The 17,615-nt window shown below is 68.7% G+C and carries 19 protein-coding genes; 11 read left to right on the top strand and 8 right to left on the bottom strand.

Annotated features, from left to right (window positions below; translation table 11 throughout):
* Positions 1-75 precede the first annotated feature (75 nt).
* Positions 76-510, top strand: a complete 435-nt coding sequence (locus ACWELJ_RS08470; RefSeq protein ID WP_452365525.1) for a hypothetical protein — start codon at positions 76-78, stop codon at positions 508-510.
* Positions 507-719, top strand: coding sequence for a hypothetical protein (locus ACWELJ_RS08475; RefSeq protein ID WP_452365526.1), 213 nt, complete (start codon positions 507-509; stop codon positions 717-719). The genes ACWELJ_RS08470 and ACWELJ_RS08475 overlap by 4 nt, the downstream gene beginning before the upstream one ends.
* Before the next feature lie 77 nt (positions 720-796).
* Here the strand turns inward: ACWELJ_RS08475 and ACWELJ_RS08480 are convergent, their stop codons facing one another.
* Complete coding sequence (locus tag ACWELJ_RS08480) at positions 797-1,276, bottom strand: DUF1772 domain-containing protein (RefSeq protein WP_452365527.1); 480 nt, start codon at positions 1,274-1,276, stop codon at positions 797-799.
* Positions 1,277-1,790: 514 nt separating this feature from the next.
* Between ACWELJ_RS08480 and aceA the strand changes: the two genes are divergently transcribed.
* The 6 genes from aceA to ACWELJ_RS08510 all read left to right on the top strand — a co-directional run bounded on the left by aceA (position 1,791) and on the right by ACWELJ_RS08510 (position 8,378).
* Positions 1,791-3,080, top strand: a complete 1,290-nt coding sequence (gene aceA / locus ACWELJ_RS08485) for an isocitrate lyase (RefSeq protein WP_452365528.1) — start codon at positions 1,791-1,793, stop codon at positions 3,078-3,080.
* Positions 3,081-3,388: 308 nt separating this feature from the next.
* A complete protein-coding gene (locus tag ACWELJ_RS08490; RefSeq protein WP_452365529.1) occupies positions 3,389-4,261 on the top strand; it encodes a 3-hydroxybutyryl-CoA dehydrogenase in 873 nt (290 codons plus the stop codon).
* Positions 4,262-4,479: 218 nt separating this feature from the next.
* A complete protein-coding gene (gene metE, locus ACWELJ_RS08495) occupies positions 4,480-6,795 on the top strand; it encodes a 5-methyltetrahydropteroyltriglutamate--homocysteine S-methyltransferase (protein ID WP_452365530.1) in 2,316 nt (771 codons plus the stop codon).
* Positions 6,796-6,920: 125 nt separating this feature from the next.
* Entirely contained in the window at positions 6,921-7,625 is a 705-nt protein-coding gene (locus ACWELJ_RS08500; protein ID WP_452365531.1) for a helix-turn-helix transcriptional regulator, read from the top strand.
* 103 nt (positions 7,626-7,728) lie between these two features.
* Positions 7,729-8,109 carry a VOC family protein gene (locus ACWELJ_RS08505; protein ID WP_452365532.1) on the top strand — a complete coding sequence of 127 codons (381 nt, stop codon included), beginning with the start codon at positions 7,729-7,731 and terminating at the stop codon, positions 8,107-8,109.
* A 77-nt stretch (positions 8,110-8,186) separates the two neighbouring features.
* A complete protein-coding gene (locus tag ACWELJ_RS08510; RefSeq protein WP_357281948.1) occupies positions 8,187-8,378 on the top strand; it encodes an antitoxin in 192 nt (63 codons plus the stop codon).
* A gap of 61 nt (positions 8,379-8,439) precedes the next feature.
* On the opposite strand, the gene ACWELJ_RS08515 is transcribed toward ACWELJ_RS08510, so the two are convergent.
* The gene (locus tag ACWELJ_RS08515; protein ID WP_452365533.1) at positions 8,440-9,492 is read right to left on the bottom strand and encodes an NAD(P)-dependent alcohol dehydrogenase; all 1,053 of its coding nucleotides are present in this window, start codon (positions 9,490-9,492) and stop codon (positions 8,440-8,442) included.
* 109 nt (positions 9,493-9,601) lie between these two features.
* Between ACWELJ_RS08515 and ACWELJ_RS08520 the strand changes: the two genes are divergently transcribed.
* Positions 9,602-10,339 (top strand): ZIP family metal transporter, encoded by a 738-nt coding sequence (locus ACWELJ_RS08520; protein WP_452365534.1) that lies wholly within the window; start codon positions 9,602-9,604, stop codon positions 10,337-10,339.
* 66 nt (positions 10,340-10,405) lie between these two features.
* Entirely contained in the window at positions 10,406-11,518 is a 1,113-nt protein-coding gene (locus ACWELJ_RS08525; RefSeq protein ID WP_452365535.1) for a S1C family serine protease, read from the top strand.
* Between the two features lie 10 nt (positions 11,519-11,528).
* Here the strand turns inward: ACWELJ_RS08525 and ACWELJ_RS08530 are convergent, their stop codons facing one another.
* The 5 genes from ACWELJ_RS08530 to ACWELJ_RS08550 form a co-directional block, all read right to left on the bottom strand.
* On the bottom strand, positions 11,529-12,095 hold the full coding sequence (locus ACWELJ_RS08530; protein WP_452365536.1) for a vitamin K epoxide reductase family protein: 567 nt from the start codon (positions 12,093-12,095) through the stop codon (positions 11,529-11,531).
* Positions 12,095-12,901, bottom strand: coding sequence for a DsbA family protein (locus ACWELJ_RS08535; RefSeq protein ID WP_452365537.1), 807 nt, complete (start codon positions 12,899-12,901; stop codon positions 12,095-12,097). Before ACWELJ_RS08535 ends, ACWELJ_RS08530 begins: the two co-directional genes overlap by 1 nt.
* An 88-nt stretch (positions 12,902-12,989) precedes the next feature.
* A complete protein-coding gene (locus ACWELJ_RS08540) occupies positions 12,990-13,841 on the bottom strand; it encodes a polyphosphate kinase 2 family protein (RefSeq protein ID WP_452365538.1) in 852 nt (283 codons plus the stop codon).
* Between the two features lie 48 nt (positions 13,842-13,889).
* On the bottom strand, positions 13,890-14,597 hold the full coding sequence (locus tag ACWELJ_RS08545; RefSeq protein WP_452365539.1) for an ESX secretion-associated protein EspG: 708 nt from the start codon (positions 14,595-14,597) through the stop codon (positions 13,890-13,892).
* A 126-nt stretch (positions 14,598-14,723) separates the two neighbouring features.
* A complete protein-coding gene (locus ACWELJ_RS08550; protein WP_452365540.1) occupies positions 14,724-15,647 on the bottom strand; it encodes an esterase/lipase family protein in 924 nt (307 codons plus the stop codon).
* Between the two features lie 132 nt (positions 15,648-15,779).
* Here ACWELJ_RS08550 and ACWELJ_RS08555 point away from each other — a divergent pair, with 132 nt between their 5' ends.
* The gene (locus ACWELJ_RS08555) at positions 15,780-16,328 is read left to right on the top strand and encodes a TetR/AcrR family transcriptional regulator (protein ID WP_452365541.1); all 549 of its coding nucleotides are present in this window, start codon (positions 15,780-15,782) and stop codon (positions 16,326-16,328) included.
* Positions 16,329-16,341: 13 nt separating this feature from the next.
* Here the strand turns inward: ACWELJ_RS08555 and ACWELJ_RS08560 are convergent, their stop codons facing one another.
* On the bottom strand, positions 16,342-17,583 hold the full coding sequence (locus ACWELJ_RS08560) for a saccharopine dehydrogenase family protein (protein ID WP_452365542.1): 1,242 nt from the start codon (positions 17,581-17,583) through the stop codon (positions 16,342-16,344).
* Positions 17,584-17,615: the final 32 nt, after the last annotated feature.

The following is a 17,615-nucleotide window of genomic DNA, read 5'->3' on the forward strand; positions in this document are numbered from 1 at the left end:
TCCGGGGCCGGTCCAATGGAACTGTCGGGCAATGCCGGGACGGGGCGGGTCCGAGTAGAACGGAGGATCGGATCGATGGCCGTAATGGAATTCGAATGGCTGATCACCTCGGACGTCGCGCACGAGGTGGCGTTCCGGGTGGATGTCCCCGAGCGGGGACGGGGACGGTGGGTGCTCTCCTACCTGCCCACGACGCGGCGGCTGACCAGGGAAGAGGCCCTGGCCGGAGTCCGGCTCGCGGAGTCGATCCTGCTCGGATTTCCCGGGCCTGCAGCGGAATTCGACACCGAGTCGGCGACGCTGTACGCCGCCCTGATCGGGCTCACGCTGACCGATGCCATGTGCCTGCTCGCCCTGCGCGACACCGGTCGTGCGGCGGAGGCCGAGCCGCGCGCGGAGGGCGGGACCCGGGCGCGGCGGCCGATCGAGCGTTGCCATCCCCGGCCTCCGGGGTCTCGTGAGCCGGCGAACGGTATCCGGAATCGGCCGGGGCGGGAGGCGATCCGATGATCATCTACGTCGGCGGGCTCGGCATGTACGTGCCGATCCCGCGCCGGATCCACGCCGGGTGGTTCGCCATCGGCTGCGCCGCGGTGCTGATGTTCGCCGTCACCGTCATGCTCGTGGTGGCGACCAGTTGCGGGACCCGGGTCTCCACCGACCCGGGCCCGCCGCCTGCCCCACCGCCCGTGGCGCTCACCGAACCATCGACGGGCTGAGGGTGTCCGCCGGGAAACACGAGGCCCCGCACCGGGTTCGGTGCGGGGCCTCGCGCGGGCCGGGGTGCGGGCGGTGGTCAGAACAGGGCCAGGGCGGCGATCAGGCCGGACAGGGCGACGGTCTGCAGGGCGACTCGCGCGTTGAGGATGCTGTCCCACTTGTCCTGCAGCGCGCGGGCATCGGCGGGGATGACGCCGGTCCGCGCGGCGGCGGTCTGGGCGGTATTGATCGGCTTGGCGATCAGGACGTAGCAGGCCAGCCAGGTGAGCAGGGCGGCGAGCGCGAGTCCGGCGGCGACGGCCGCGGCGGTCTGGCCGGCGGCGATCGCGCAGCCGAGGGCGAGGACGGCGGTGACGACGCCGCCGGCGCCGAAAACCGGCATGCGCTTGTCGCCGTAGTAGTGGCCCCAGCCGGCGCTGATCGTCATCGTGGCGTCGTCGAGGTGGTCGCGGTAGACGGACCGGGTAATGAGGGCGACGGACCAGTCGGTTCCGTAGACGACGGCATTGGCGAGAATCGCGAGGGCGGCGAGGATCTGGCCGGTCAGGATGAACATCGGGGGCCTCTTTCGGCTGAAATCTAGCGGTGCTAGGAACTGAAGCAACGATAACAACACGTCGGCTAGATTGTCTAGCGCTGCTAGAAGTTTGGCCGTCAGTCGACCGAACGGTCTGAAATTCGGACCCCGGTGGCATGCCTCACAACCATCAAGATCACACTGTGCTGTGAAGGTGCTCACATCTGGACGGCCGTCGGCGCGTCATGCACCGGTGGCCCGCATCACCCAAACAGTACGGGCGTTATGCAAAACTGCACGTCAGGGCTACTGGCAAGTAGATTCCACCGCTGCTATTAACAGGCAAATTTTGCAGGCTTAGCAAGATGCCGGTGAAAGCTAGCGGGGATTCACACTTGCAACAGGTAGACGGACATTTTTTCCTGTGCCATCGTGTGGAAGTACACCTCGCGGGCCTAGCAAGTCTGCAAATTGCCGCTCCAGCAGTGGTCGAACATCCTCGGAGATTCGACCGGCGGGGCTACCGAGACCGAACGAAGAAGTGGAGTCAGAGATGTCGAACGTCGGCACCCCGAAGACCGCTGCGGAGATCCAGAAGGACTGGGACACCAACCCGCGCTGGAAGGGCATCACCCGCAACTACACGGCCGAGCAGGTCGTCAAGCTGCAGGGCACCGTCGTCGAGGAGCACACCCTCGCTCGTCGTGGCGCCGAGATCCTCTGGGATCTGGTCAACAACGAGGACTACATCAACTCCCTGGGCGCCCTCACCGGCAACCAGGCCGTGCAGCAGGTCCGCGCGGGCCTGAAGGCCATCTACCTGTCCGGTTGGCAGGTCGCCGGTGACGCGAACCTCTCCGGCCACACCTACCCGGACCAGTCGCTGTACCCGGCCAACTCGGTTCCGGCCGTGGTGCGTCGCATCAACAACGCGCTGCTGCGCGCCGACGAGATCGCCAAGGTCGAGGGTGACACCTCGGTCGCCAACTGGCTGGCCCCGATCGTCGCCGACGCCGAGGCCGGCTTCGGTGGCGCGCTGAACGCCTACGAGCTGCAGAAGGCCATGATCGCCTCCGGCGCGGCCGGTGTGCACTGGGAGGACCAGCTGGCCTCCGAGAAGAAGTGCGGCCACCTGGGCGGCAAGGTGCTCATCCCCACCCAGCAGCACATCCGCACCCTGACCTCCGCGCGTCTGGCCGCCGACGTCGCCGACGTGCCGTCGGTGATCATCGCCCGCACCGACGCCGAGGCCGCCACCCTCATCACCTCCGATGTGGACGAGCGCGACCGCGAGTTCCTGGACGGCACCCGCACCGCCGAGGGCTTCTTCGGTACCCGCAACGGCATCGACCCCTGCATCGCGCGTGCCAAGGCTTACGCCCCCTACGCCGACCTCATCTGGATGGAGACCGGCGTGCCGGACCTCGAGGTCGCGCGCAAGTTCGCCGAGTCGGTGCGCAGCGAGTTCCCGGACCAGCTGCTGGCCTACAACTGCTCGCCGTCCTTCAACTGGAAGGCGCACCTGGACGACGCGACCATCGCGAAGTTCCAGCGTGAGCTGGGTGCCATGGGCTTCAAGTTCCAGTTCATCACCCTGGCCGGCTTCCACTCGCTGAACTACGGCATGTTCGACCTGGCGCACGGCTACGCCCGCGAGGGCATGACCGCCTTCGTCGACCTGCAGGAGCGCGAGTTCAAGGCCGCCGCCGAGCGTGGCTTCACCGCCGTCAAGCACCAGCGTGAGGTCGGCGCCGGCTACTTCGACACCATCGCCACCACGGTTGACCCCAACACCAGCACCGCTGCGCTGAAGGGCTCCACCGAAGAGGGCCAGTTCCACTGAGTTCGGAACTCCGGTACCTGGGAAACCCCTTGCCGCCTTGGGTGGCAACAGGTTTCGAGGACTAGATCCGAGCGGCAGTCGCATCACAACCTCCGCCGCCCGGACCCCGAACACCGCCGGGAGGGATGGCAAGCCCCTCCCGGCGGGTGTTCACCCGCCCTTCCCGTCGACAGCCCCGGCGGGGAGGGCATTTCCTTATAACGTTTTTGCGAGACCTGATTTTCAAGACCTTACGAAGGCGCAGGGTCGTTTCCGTTAGTACGACGCCTTCATCCACAGCCACGACGGCCAAACAGCAGGAGCGGGACGTGAGCAGCGAAAAGATTCAGCGCGTCGGCATCATCGGTGCCGGACAGATGGGTGCGGGCATCGCGGAGGTCTGCGCCCGGGCACACGTCGATGTGCTCGTCTTCGAACAGACCCGTGAATTGGCCGCGGCCGGCCGCGCCCGCATCCTGCGGTCGCTGGACCGCGGGGTGTCCAGCGGCAAGATCACCGAGCGCGAGCGCGAGCAGGCCGCCTGGCGGCTGCGCTTCACCAGCGACCTCGGCGATTTCGCCGACCGCCAGCTGGTGGTCGAGGCCGTCGTGGAGAACGAGGACGTGAAGACCGCCATCTTCGCCGAACTCGACAAGGTCGTCACCGATCCCAACGCGGTGCTGGCCTCCAACACCTCCTCCATTCCGATCATGAAGATCGCCGTGGCGACCAACAACCCGGAGCGGGTGGTCGGCATGCACTTCTTCAACCCGGTGCCGGTGCTGCCGCTCGTCGAGCTGGTCACCACCCTCAAGACCACCGAGACCGTCACCAAGCGCGCCGAGCAGTTCGCCGCCGACGTGCTGGGCAAGCAGGTCGTGCGCTCGGCCGACCGCTCCGGTTTCGTGGTCAACGCGCTGCTGGTGCCCTACCTGCTCTCGGCCATCCGCATGGTCGAATCCGGTTTCGCCACCAAGGAAGACGTCGACAAGGCCATGGTGCTGGGCTGTGCCCACCCGATGGGCCCGCTGGCGCTGACCGACCTGGTCGGCCTCGACACCGTGAAGTCCATCGCCGACTCCATGTACGCCGAGTTCAAGGAGCCGCTCTACAGCGCGCCGCCGCTGCTGATGCGCATGGTCGAGGCGGGACTGCTGGGCAAGAAGGCCGGAGCGGGCTTCTACCAGTACAACCGCGGCTAGAAGCAGCAGGCTAGAAGCAGCCAAACGATGAGTCGCCCGGTTCTTTGTTGCGGGTAACGTGACAACTGATTTCGTCGGAATCGGGTAACTCGTCGGGTACGTCCAAAATTGGTGCTGCACCTGACCGCCGGCCGCGTGTGAATTGGCTACGGCTCTTAGTCTGGCCTGAAGGCGCGGAGAGGCGGGTTAGCCCGCAGCTCGGAAGGAGTGTCCTTCTCATGGTCAACGTCGCCGACGGATTCGGGTCCAGCATTCTGGGTTACCCGCGGATCGGGCAACACCGCGAACTCAAGCGTGCGCTCGAGTCCTATTGGCACGGCACGCTCTCTCGTGACGAACTGCTCGCGGTCGGGCGCGAGATTCAGGAGAGTCAGTATCTGGAGCTGGCCGCCACCGGGTTGACCCAGGTCCCCGGCAACACCTTCTCCTTCTACGACCACATTCTCGACAACGCGCTGCTGTTCGGCGCGGTCCCCCAGCGGTTCGAGCCCCACCGGGAGGGCCTGGACCCGCTGGACTTCTACTTCCTGATGGCTCGCGGCCGGCCCGACCTGCCGCCGCTCGAGCTGGTCAAGCTGCTGAACACGCCGTACCACTACCGGCAGCCCGAACTCGAGACCGACACCGAATTCTCCCTGCACCCCGACGCGCTGCTCGACGAGTTCGACCGCGCCAAGGCCGCCGGCATCGAACTGCGGCCGGTGGTGCTCGGCCCGCTGTCGCTGCTGCTGCTGTCCAAGACCGGTCACGTCCCCGGCGAGACCGAATTCGACAAGCTGGTGCTGCTCGACAAGCTGCTACCGGTGTACGAGGAACTGTTCGAGATCCTCGCCAAGCGCGGCGCCACCTGCGTGCAGCTGGACGAGCCCTGCTTCACCAGCGATCGCTCGCCCTCCACCATGGAGCTGTTCGAGAAGACCTACCAGCGCCTGTCCAAGGCCCCGCTGCGTCCGCGCATGCTGGTCACCGGCTCGTACGGCGATTTCGGTGAGGCCGTGGAAATCCTGTGCCGCACCGCGGTCGAGGCCATCGGCCTGGACCTGGCCAGTCACCGGGTCCGGCCCGAGGACCTGGCCGCCATCCCCGGCATCAGGCGCAAGCGGCTCTACGCCGGTGTCATCAGCGGCACCAATGTGTGGCGCGCCGACCGGTACGTGACGCTGGAATACCTCAACGCGCTCGCCCAGGTCTGCCCCGACATGGTGGTGTCCACCGGCGCCTCGCTGCTGCACGTGCCCTACGACGTGCTGCGCGAATACGAGCTGGAGGGCAATGTCGCCGACCGCCTCGCCTTCGCCAAACAGAAGGTGCTGGAAGTGGTCTCGCTGGCCAAGGCGCTCACCGAGGGCCCCTCGGAGAAGTGGCGCAAGAAGCCGACCTCGGTGCACTTCAAGCAGAAGCACGCGGTGCGCCAGCGCGTCTACGCCGTGACCCCGCAGATGCGGGTGCGCGAACCGTACGCGACGCGAAAGCTGGCCCAGCAGGCCAAACTTCAGCTGCCACTGGTGCCCGCCACCACGCTGGGCTCCTTCCCGCAGACCGCGACCGCCCGGCAGGCGCGCCACGACCTCGGTCAGGGCCGGCTGTCGTTCGACGAGTACCGCAAGCGCATCGAAGCCGAGATCGAGTCCACCATCCGGCTGCAGGAGGACATCGGCCTGGATGTGCTGGTGCACGGCGAGCACGAGCGCAACGACATGATCCAGTTCTTCGCCGAACAGCTGGACGGCATGGCCACCACCCACTTCGGCTGGGTGCAGGTGTACGGCTCCCGCTGCGTGCGGCCGCCGATCGTGTACGGCGATGTGGCCCGCCCCGAACCGATGTCGGTGTCGTGGACCGCGTACGCGCAGTCGCTCACCGACAAACCGGTCAAGGGCATGGTCACCGGCCCGGTCACCATGCTGGCCCGCTCCTTCGTGCGCCAGGACCAGCCGCTCTACGAGACCGCCGACCAGGTGGCGCTGGCCATCCGCGACGAGGTGACGGACCTGGAGAAGGCGGGCATCGCCATCATCCAGGTGGACGAGCCCTCCATTCGTGAGCTGCTGCCGCTGCGCAAGAAGGGGCAGGCCGAGTACCTGCGCTGGGCCGTCGGCGCGTTCCGGCTGGCCACCTCGGGCATCAAGCCCGAGACCCAGATCCACACGCACATCGGCTATTCCAGCCGCGGGGACGTGGTGGCGGCCATCGAGGAACTCGACGCCGACGTGACCGCCATCGTCGCCACCCGCTCCATCGAATGGGTGCTGGAGGCGTTGAAGGAGGACTGCGCCGAGGGCCGCGGCCTCACCCACGGCGTCGGCCCGGGCGTCTACGAATCGAGGTCCGCGCGGATCCCCGACATCGACGAACTCGACGAGCTGCTCACCGCGGCCGCCGCGGCCGTCAGCCCGGAACGGCTGTGGGCCAACCCGGACGGCGGTCTCAAGACCCGCCACCACTGGCAGCTGGATCCGTCGCTGCGCAATCTGGTCGCCGCCGCCCGCCGCGTCCGCCGCCGCGCGGAAGCGGCCGCGGGCGAAACCGCTTGAGGCCGTAGCGTTCTCACCCCGGAACCCCGGTTCGATCCGCCGATCGGACCGGGGTTCCCGCGTTCGCTGTCCCGAATGGTGCGCGGCCGCCCGGAATTGTCGGTGGGCCTGGCTATGGTGTCGGCGTGAACCGCACCGACCGGCTCTACGCGATCGTCGAGGAGTTGCGGGCGGTGTCGCCGCGTCTGCGCACCGCACGGGAACTGGCCGCGCGGCACGGGGTGAGCGTGCGCACGGTCGAACGCGATATCAGCGCGCTCCAGCAGTCGGGGGTGCCCATCTACGCCGATGTCGGGCGGCGGGGCGGGTACGCGCTGGAGAAGAGCATGTCGCTGCCGCCGCTGAACTTCACCGCGGCCGAGGCGGTGGCGCTGGCCGTCGCGGTGGCGCGGGCCGACGGCGGGCCGTTCGCCGAGGCGGGGCGCAGCGCGCTGCGCAAGATCCTGGCCGCCATGTCGGCGCGGAACGCCGCCGCCGCACGGGAATTGGCGCTGCGGGTGCGGCTGCTGGAATCGCCGGAGGCGGTCGCGCCCATGCCGGTGCCGCCCGAGGTGGAGCAGGCGGTGGTGGCGCGGCGGGTACTGCGCATCGAGTACCTGGATCGCGCGGGCGTGCTCTCCGAGCGCGAGGTGGAACCGGTGGCGCTGCTGCACGGTGGCCGGGGCTGGTACCTGCTGGCCTGGTGTCTGCTGCGCGACGAACCGCGCAATTTCCGGCTCGACCGGATGAAGGCGATCGAGCTGACCGAGCGGATCGGGCCGGAACGGTCCATCGAGATGTGCAGCCCCGCCGAACCGGTGCACGAGATCCGGATGATCTCGCTCGGGTAGGTCGGAAACTCCGACAGAAAATCGGGAAACACCGACAGGGGGTTGTCGCCGGGCGGCGCGATCGTGGTGGAGCAATCGACATCCACCATGACGGGAGACAGACATGACCACCCCGCCCTTCAACACCGTCGCCTGGTTCCAGGTCGGCAGCGACCAGCCCGACTCGGTGAAGACCTTCTACAACGGATTGTTCGGCTGGAACTTCGCACAGGACCCGGACCAGGACAACGGCTACGACCTGATCACCTACCCGGGCAACGAGATGCCCGCCGGCGGTGTCGCGCACGTCGAGGACGCCGCGGCCAATCACGCCATCTTCTATGTGCTGGTCCAGGACGTCCCCGCGACCCTGACCGCCGCGGAGGGGCAGGGCGGCAAGGTCTTCCTGCAGCCCGTGACCGCCGCGAACGGCCTGGTCTTCGCCGAGCTGCTCGACACCTCCGGCAATCGCTTCGGCGTCTTCAGCCCGCCGCCCGCGAACTGAGCTGCCCCGGTCCGGCCCGCCGTACGGAGATAGCCTGTCCTCGACGTAGTTTCGAGACAGGAGTGTGGACCGTGGGCATGTTCGATCAGTTGAAGGACGCGGCGGGCAAGGCGGCGGAGCTGGCGGGCCAGCACGCCGACAAGCTGGAGCCGCTGATCGACAAGGCCGGCGACGCGCTGGACCAGCAGACCGACGGCAAGTTCGCCGGCGCCGTGGACAAGGTCCAGGACGCCGCCAAGCAGGCCCTGCGCGAGCAGTCCGGCCAGTAGCGCCGGAACAGCGGGCAGCACCGGGGATTTCGCGCCGGGCGGTGCGAAATCCCCGGTGGCGTCACATGGTGGCGGTGTCGATGACGAAGCGGTAGCGCACGTCGGAGGCGATCACGCGCTCGTAGGCGTCGTCGATGCGGTCTGCGGAGATCACCTCGATCTCCGCGCCGATGCCGTGCTCGGCGCAGAAGTCCAGCATCTCCTGGGTCTGCGCGATGCCGCCGATCATCGAGCCGGACAGGGAGCGGCGGAAGCCGGCCAGCGTGGAGGCCCGGACGCTGTAGGGCTGGTCGGGCAGGCCCAGCGCCACCAGGCTGCCGTCCAGGCGCAGCAGCTTGAGGTAGTCATCGATCGGCAGGTCCGCGGACACGGTGTTGATGATCAGGTCGAAGCTGCCGCGCAGCTGCTTGAAGGTGGCGCGGTCACCGGTGGCGTAGTAGTGGTGCGCGCCGAACCGGCGGCCGTCCTCCTGCTTGGACAGCGAGTGGCTGAGCACGGTCACCTCCGCGCCCATGGCGGCGGCGATCTTCACGCCGATGTGCCCGAGCCCGCCCATGCCGATGATGGCGACCCGCTTGCCCGGCCCGGCGTTCCAGTGCCGCAGCGGCGAGAACAGGGTGATGCCCGCGCACAGCAGCGGCGCGGCCACATCCAGCCCGATGCCATCGGGAATGGACAGCACGAAGCCCTCGGTCACCACGATCTGTGTGGAGTAGCCGCCCAGGGTGCGCCCGCCCGCCTGTTGTTCGGCGGGAACGGGGGAGTTGTAGGTCCAGACCGCGGCCCGGGTGCAGTACTGCTGTTCCCCGGCCACACAGGGCTCGCACTCGCCGCACGAGTCGACCAGGCAGCCCACGCCGACCCGATCGCCGACTCGGTGCCGGGTCACCTCCGAGCCGACGGCGGCCACGATGCCGGCGATCTCGTGGCCGGGCACGCACGGGTAGGCGGTCCCGTGCCATTCGTTGCGGGCGGTGTGGATGTCGGAGTGGCAGATGCCCGCGTACTTCACGTCGATCAGCACATCGTGGGGGCCCAGCTCGCGACGCTCGATGGCGACCTTCTCGAAGGACCCGTCCGGGGCGTTCACGGCATAAGCGGTGGCGGTGGTCATGTAGTCATGCCTACTCCGGCCGGACTTGGAGCTCAAACCCACCCGTCCGGTATGTCACGGTCGGCGCGGCATCCGCGAAAGCCCGGCAATCGATGGTCATGCTGGCGGAATGGCGATTCTGCTGTCGTTCCTGTCGTTCTGCTCGACCCTGGTGGGCGGGTTGCTCGCGGTGCGCATCGGCGAGCGCAAGCGACTGGTGCTGGGGCTGGCCGCGGGCGTCATGCTCGGCGTGGTCGCCTTCGATCTGATGCCCGAGGCCCTCGAACTGGACCACAGCGAGGCGCTCGGCGTCCCGGTGCCGCTGCTGGCCGCGGTGGTCGGCTTCTTCACCGTGCACGTGATCGAGCGGTCGATGGCCATCCACACCGGACACGAGGACGAATTCGGCGCCCACCAGCACAATCACGACTTCAGTTCGCTGGGTCTGCTGGCCGCGGCCGGACTGGTGTTCCACAGCACCCTCGACGGTCTCAGCATCGGATTCGGTTTCCAGGCGGGTGCGGCGACGGGCGTGGCGGTGGCCATCGCGGTGATCTGTCACGACTTCGCGGACGGATTCAACACTTTCACGCTGGCCACGCTGTACGGCAATGCCCGCAAGCGCGGTCTGATCATGCTCGGGCTCGATGCCGTGGCCCCGGTGCTCGGTGCGGTGATCGGCACGATGGTCAAGGTTCCATCCGGACTGGTCGGACTGTTCTTGGGATATTTCGCGGGCTTCCTGCTCTACCTCGCCACGGCCGATATCCTGCCCGAGGCACACGCGGGCAAACCCGCCCGCGGACCGCTGGTGTGCACACTGGCCGGTGTGCTTTTCATATTGGGCGTTGTGGCACTGAGCCATTGAAATGCTGGTACACCGGTAGAGAGACACATGCTCGAACCGGCGGCCGAACCGCGATCGGGAGGGTCCGTGGACAGCGACAGACGCGGTGGCGGCGGCCGGGTACTCGCGCTGATCGTGGTGGTCGTGCTCGGCGTCACCGGATTCCTCGGCTACCGCGGTGAACTGCCCCGCTGGTCCTTCGGCGACGACACCGCCACCGCCGGGCTGAGCGGCCCGCCGCTACCGCCGCTGGACGTCACCCTGGTATCGCGGGTCGCGGAACCGGCGCTGGTCAACATCACCGCGAGCATCCGCCCCTACGGTATGGGCGCGGCCGGGTCCGGCATCGTGCTCAGCGCCGAGGGTCAGGTGCTGACCAGCCATCACGTCATCAAAGGCGCTGACACCGTGACGGTTTCGGATGTCGGCACCGGTGCGGTCTACACCGCGACCGTGGCCGGATACGACGCCACGGCCGATATCGCCCTGCTGGATCTCGAGGACGCGGGCGGGCTCCCGGTCGCCCGGATCGGCAGTTCCGCCCCGCTGCACGTGGGCGACGACGTGCTGGCCATCGGCAACGCCGGCGGCACCGGATCGCCGACCGCGGTGGGCGGGCCCATCACCAATCTGGATTCGTCCATCGTGGCCCGCAATTCGGCCGACCTGACGCGGAAGTCGTTGCGCGGCATGATCGAAGTCGCGGCCGCGGTCGCCGCCGGGCAGTCCGGCGGCGCGCTGGTGGACCGCTACGGCTCGGTGATCGGCGTCGTCACCGCCGCCTCCGGGGAGGCGCAGAAGGCGGTCGGCAAGGGGCCCAACGGCTACGCGGTGCCGATCGACACCGCCATGGGCGTGGTCCGCCAGATCCGTTCCGGCACACCGACCGACACCGTGCACATCGGCCCCACCGCCACCCTCGGCATCCTCACCTCCGACGCACAGCCCGCCACCCCGCCGGGGACGCCGGCGGGCGCGCGCATCGACGTGGCCATCTACGGCCTGCCCGCCTACGAGGCTGGGCTCGCCGACGGTGAGATCATCACCGCTCTCGACGACCGCCCCGTCACGGGCTCACAAATGCTGAAAGCCGCACTCAACGCCCATCGACCGGGCGATGTGGTGCGGCTCGAGATCAGCGAACCGGGCGGGGCGCGCCGGACGGTGAACGTGACGCTCACCGTCGGCCCGCCGAACTAGCCCGGGCCGATCAGAACTTGCTGTTCCAGTACGACTGGAACTGGACGTACACGATCAGGATGACCACCGCGTAGAACACCGCGACCAGCGTCCAGCGCCACTCCGCGATGATCTGCGCGACGCCGCGGGACCGGCCGAACAGCAGTCCGGTCACGATGGCGAACATGGCCGGCGTCACCGCCCACACCACCATGCACCACGGGCACAGCGCGTGGATCTGGAAGGTGGCGTCCCAGACCAGCCAGCCAATGGCCGCCACGCCGAGCAACAGACCGGTCCACATGCCGCCGACGAACCATCGGGGCAACGAGATCCCGCAGACCAGCAACACCCCGATGGTCACGAACACCGAGAAACCCACCACGCCGATGATCGGATTGGGGAATCCGAACAGCGACGCCGTCTTGTGCGCCATGACCGTGGTGCACGACAGCGTCGAGTCGATCGTGCAGGCCGGCCGGTAGCCGGGTTCGGTGAGCGACTTGAACTTCTCGATCAGCAGCGTGACCGAGGCCCCCCAGCCGATCAGCGCGGCCAGCAGCAGCGGCCACGCCGATCGGGGTCCCGCGGAGATCATCACTTGCTTGCGTTCTCGATCACCGAGGTCATGCCGCCGGAGGACATGAGGGCCTGGGAGTCGGACACCTGGGTGCCGTTCACGTACACCGTCGGGGTGGACTTCACGCCGGTGGCGAAGACCTTGTCGGTCTGCCCCTTCACCCAGGTCGTGTACTTGCCGTCCTTGATGGCCTGGGCCACGGCGGGATCGGTGTAACCGGCGTCCTTGGCGATCTGGATGAGCTGGTCATCGCTCATGCCGTTGCCGCCCTCCTTGGGCTGGTGCTCGTACATGGACGAGAGCCAGGCCTGGAACTTGGACGGGTCGGTCTCGTACATGACGTAGGCGGCCGCGGCCCCGCGGGTCGAGAACTGGTTGCCGTTGGAGGCCCGGTCCAGGAACGTGATGATGTTGTAGTCCACCACCGCCTGGCCGCTCTGCACGGCCTTGACCAGCGCGTCGGCATTGGCGTGCTCGAACATCTGGCAGGCCGGGCACTGCACGTCGGCGACCACCCGGACCGACGCCTTCTGCTTGCCCGCGGGCGCGGGCGCGGCGGTGTTGTCGATCCGGATCGCGCCCTCGGGGGTGAGGTTCGGCGGCACCAGGGCGGCCTGTTCGGCGTTCCAGTGGAAGGTGTTCGAGCCCTCGGCGGTCTTGTCGTCGTTGTGCTTGCGCGTCGCCAAGGTGATGCCGATGGCCGCGACCAGACCGAGCAGGACGACGGCCACCGCCACTTGAATGAGGATCTTCCGGTTGCGGTCGGCCTTGGCCGCCTGCGCCAGCGGATTCCGACCCGGTTTGTTGCTCACCTCTGCGCTCACCACACCTTCCGTAGTCACGACATGTGCGGGCCCATCTTCACCCGTGAACCTGAGAGAAACCAGCAAGCCGGGCGGGTGGGGACGTGGATCACGCCCGGGCGAGGCGCTTCTTCTGTTCCTCGATATCGAAGTCGGCGGCCGGCCAGTCCAGTTTCAGGCCCTGCAGGGCGTCGATGAGCAGTTCGGTGACGGCCAGGCGGGCGTACCACTTGGAGTCGCAGGGCAGCACGTACCAGGGGGCGTAGTCGGTGTTGGTGCGGTCCAGAACCGCCTGGTACGCCTCTTGGTACTGCGGCCAGTAGCCGCGCTCGTCGATATCGGCGGGGTTGAACTTCCAGTACTTGTCTGGGCGTTCCAGCCGCTGCATGAGCCGCTTCTTCTGTTCGTCGAGGGAGACGAACATGGCGACCTTCACCACGGTGGTGCCGTCGTCGACCAGCTTGCGCTCGAACTTGTTGATCTCGTCGTAGCGCTTGCCCCACACCTCCGGCGGCACCAGCTCGTGCACCCGCACCACCAGCACGTCCTCGTAGTGCGAGCGGTCGAAGACGCCGAGCTGCCCGCCGCGCGGCAGCCGCTTGCGGATCCGCCACAGGTAATGGTGTTTGCGCTCCTCGGGAGTCGGCACCCCGAAGGCCGCGTGGTCCACGCCCTGCGGGTCGACCGAGCCGATCACGTGCCGGACGATGCCGCCCTTGCCGGCGGTGTCCATGCCCTGCAGCACCAGCAGCACACTGCGGGTGTCGCCGGAGCGGCCATTGGCGTAGAGCTTCTCCTGCAGATCCGACAGCACCGCGCGGCGCTCCTCGAGCAGGGCCTCGCCGGCCCGCTTGTCGCCCTTGAAGCCCGGGGTCGTGGCCGGATTCAGGTCCTTGACCGAGATGCCGTCGGCGCGTAGCGCCTTGGTGACCGGTTTGGACCAGGATGTCGCCTTCGCCATGCGTCATGCGTAGCACGCGGCGCGGTTCCCCGCAGGCAACCGCGCCGATCAGACCCGCGCCAGGCGCACCAGCTGGGCGGCCAGTTCCGCGTCGGTGACCGGGGTCAGCGTGAGATCGGCGGCCGTGGTGAGCAGGTAGCGGCCGTCGCCGGAGAAGTCCAGCCAGGTGCGATGCCGGGTCGGCGGCGAGAGCGGATTCGCCGGTTCCACCGAGACGGTGATGAAGCCGCGCCCGTCGACGGGTTCGCGCAGTTTGCGGCGGAACCGGTCGGCTTCCTGCCCGGCTCCGGTGGCGTCGGGATACAGCACGGCCTGCTGGGGTTCGCGCAGCGGTTCCAGCCGTCCGGGCGGCGCGGACCCGATGATCTCCACCAGCTCCCGCCCCAAATGCTCGGCGGGACACAGCGATACCGTCACCGCGTCCGGCATCGAGACCAGGATTCCGGCCCGCTGCTGGCCCACCGCCGCGAAGGCGAGGATGCGCCGGGCCCCGGGCTGGGCGGTGCGTTCGCCGTAGAGGGTGACGGTCGTGGTGTCGGTGCGGGCGCACAGCGCCAGCGCCGCGGCCAGATCCGGATCGGTGCGGCGCAGGTGGCGCGACATCGGCGCGCCCAGCGGCAGCGGGCCGAATCGCGATGCGCCGCTGGGATTCTCGGATGCCGCCGGACTCGTGTCGATCGGGTAGGGACGGCGTTCCAGATCGGTTTCGCGGGTCCAGATGATCGCGAACTCGTCCGGGGTCAGGATCCATTTCATGTGGCCGACCCCCCTTTCTAGGTAACCACCTCCGTCCCGCCCGCGACCCTACCGGAGAGATTCTGCGGGTGCTGGCCGTCGCTCGCGAGCGCAGTGGGCGAGCTGTGGCGTTCGGGCGGAGGATTTCTATCGGTGCGGCGGTCCGGCGAACGGCAGTACGAGCGTGCAGGACACGGGCCGGGCATGCGCCGGGTCGAGGGCATTGAGGACCACGCCCACCGCCACCGGATCCGAGGGCAGTTCGAAGTGCTCGGTGTAATCGGTCGGGCACAGGTCCTGCAGCACCACGTTCTCGGCGTTCGGGCCGTCCAGCAGGCCGGTGGTCCAGGGGGTGGCGATCTCGTCGTACCGGGACACCACCGCGGTGAACCGAATCGCCGGGGCGATGGCCGGGTCCGGGTTCAGGTCGACCGCGACCCGGGAACCGGGCGACAGCTGGCACGGGCCGCACCGCGCCGCCAATTCCGTTCCGGGTGCGGTGGATTCGAGCAGCGGCTGCAGGTTCGCCAGGCCGCTGACCGTCGAACCGTGCAGCGGGGCGCCCAGCGCCACGTAATGGTCGATCTTCGGGGCCGCTCCGAAGTGGTTCAGGGCGTAGAACGGGACCGCGCCGCCCATCGAGTGGCCGACGAGATCGACCCGGTCCGCACCGGTTTCGGCGCGCACCCGGTCGATGAAGTCGGTGATCTGCCGGGCGCTGGTCTCGACCGGCGTCACCGCGCCCATCATCGGTCCGAGCGCGCCCGTGCCGTAGGTGGTGGTGAACACGCAGTACCCGGCGTTCGCGAGCACCGGCGACAGGGTGTTCCAGCCGACGGTGTCATTGCCCAGTCCGTGCAGCAGGACGACCGGATTCGGGTGCGCCGCGGTCGGTTCGCAGGACCAGTCGTTCGCGCCGGGCGGCGGTTGCCCCGGCGCGGTGAGCTCGGCGGCCAGCCCGCCGAAGTAGCTGTAGGACGGATCGGGCTGGTCGGCGGCGGCCGGGCCCGCGGCGAGGGCGGCGGCGAACAAGGCGGCGAGGGTGAGGCGGCCGGCGGCCGATCGCGACATGGATGCTCCCGAGGCTCGTGCCGGTCGTATGCCCGGCACCCCCAGCGCGCCGGGCATGACCGACCGGTCGGTCATAGGCTAGCCCGCTGTGTACCCTCAGGGAAAGTCTCGGCCCAGGAAAGGATTTCGGCCATGCCACGACCAGCGGAACCCGGTCGCAACGCCCTGCTCGACGCGGGGGCCGAGGTGGCCGCCCGCACCGGCCTGGCCGGGCTGTCGGTGAACGCCGTCGTGCAGGCGGCCGGCATGGCGAAAGGCACCTTCTACCACCACTTCCCGGACCGCCGCAGCTACGTGGTCGCCCTGCACCGCCGCTACCACGACGACCTGACCGCCCGGGTCCTCGCCGCCATCGGCGAGCTGGAGCCGGGCCCCGCCCGCCTCCACACCGGCCTCGCCGCCTACCTCGACGCCTGCCTGGCCACCCGCGGCACGAAAGCCTTCCTGGCCCAATCCCGCACCGACGCCGACCTGCTCGACGAGGTGACGGCCCGCAATCAACTCGTGGCCGCCCTGATCGCCACCGATATCGAAAAGCTGGGGTGGGCGGACCCCGCCCCGGTGGCGCACCTGGTGATCGCCATGGTCGCCGACATCGCGCTCGCCGAACTGTATTCCGGCGCCGCCCGCCCCGACCTCCGCGCCGCGCTCACCGCCCTGATCGACCGCACCCCGGCGTGACCGCCGAGTCCGATCAGACGGGGGCGACCTCGATGGTGATGTCAGCGGCGCGCAGCCGCTCGGTCAGCGCGTCACCCATGGCCGAGGCGGGGGTGAGGATGCCGGCCAGTTTCGGCAGATCGTCGAAGGCCAGGCAGAGTCCGGCCTGGCCGAGCATGACCGAGGTGGCCTGGTAGCCGGGGTCGCCCTTGCCCGCGAACGTGCACTCGTACTTCGCGCCCGAGGTGGTGTGGGCGAAGGTGCGCATGGTGAACCAGCCGCTGCGGCGGGCCTGCTCGCTCGGGCCGGTGCCGGGCGCGGGCACGATGCGGTCGAGCAGCTTGCGGCCCAGCGCCACCCGCGACAGCACCGCGCCGGTCGCCATGGTGGCCACGATGCCGCCCGCGATGCCGGCGGCGACCAGCGGCGAGGTGGCCGACGAGCCCGCGCTCATCACCTCGCGATAGCGGAAGTTCTTGCCGTAGGGCCAGCCCAGCAGGCCGTTCGAGCGACGCACGATCTTGCTGTTGTGCGCGCCCATGATGAACGTCGCCACCCAGCCGGTCAGGCTCGGGTCGATCTCCGAGGCCCGCGACCACGCCTGATCGGACTGGCGGCCGACATCGGGTTCCATGGACTTGTCGGGGCTCAGCGAATACGGGTGCGACATGACCGACGCCTTCGCCGGATCCTCGGCGATGGCCTCCATCATCGCGCGGCCGGAATCGATGGTGCCGCCGCTCATTCCGCCCTTGAGCCACGCCACCAGGGTGACATCGGTGAGCTCGCCGGTGTTGTCGGTGACGCTGCGCCGGTACAGCTGATACACGCTCAGATCCGACGGGATCGAGTCGTACCCACAGGAATTCACGATCTTCGCACCGGTCTCGGCGGCCTTGTCGCCGAACCGGTCGATGCACTCGCGGATGAACAGCGGCTCACCGGTCAGATCCGCGTAGTGGGTGCCGTTCTCCGCGCACGCCTGGACCAGCGGGAACCCGTAGCGCAGGTACGGGCCGACCGTGGTGACGACCACCGTGGTCCGCGCCGCCAGCGCGTTCAGGCTCTCCTGATCGGTCGAATCCGCCTGCACCAGCGGCCATTCCGCGGCGGCCGGTCCGAGCTCGCCGCGCACGGCGGTCAGCTTCTCCAGCGAGCGGCCCGCCAGCGCGATGCGCGCGCCCGCGGGCGCGGCCCCCAGCAGGTACTCCGCGGTCAGTTTGCCCACGAAGCCGGTCGCCCCGAATAGGACGAGATCGAATTCCCTTGCGGCCACAGGTCTCACCAATCTGTTTCTGGGGGTTCGGG

It is taken from the genome of Nocardia sp. NPDC004582, from assembly GCF_053602115.1.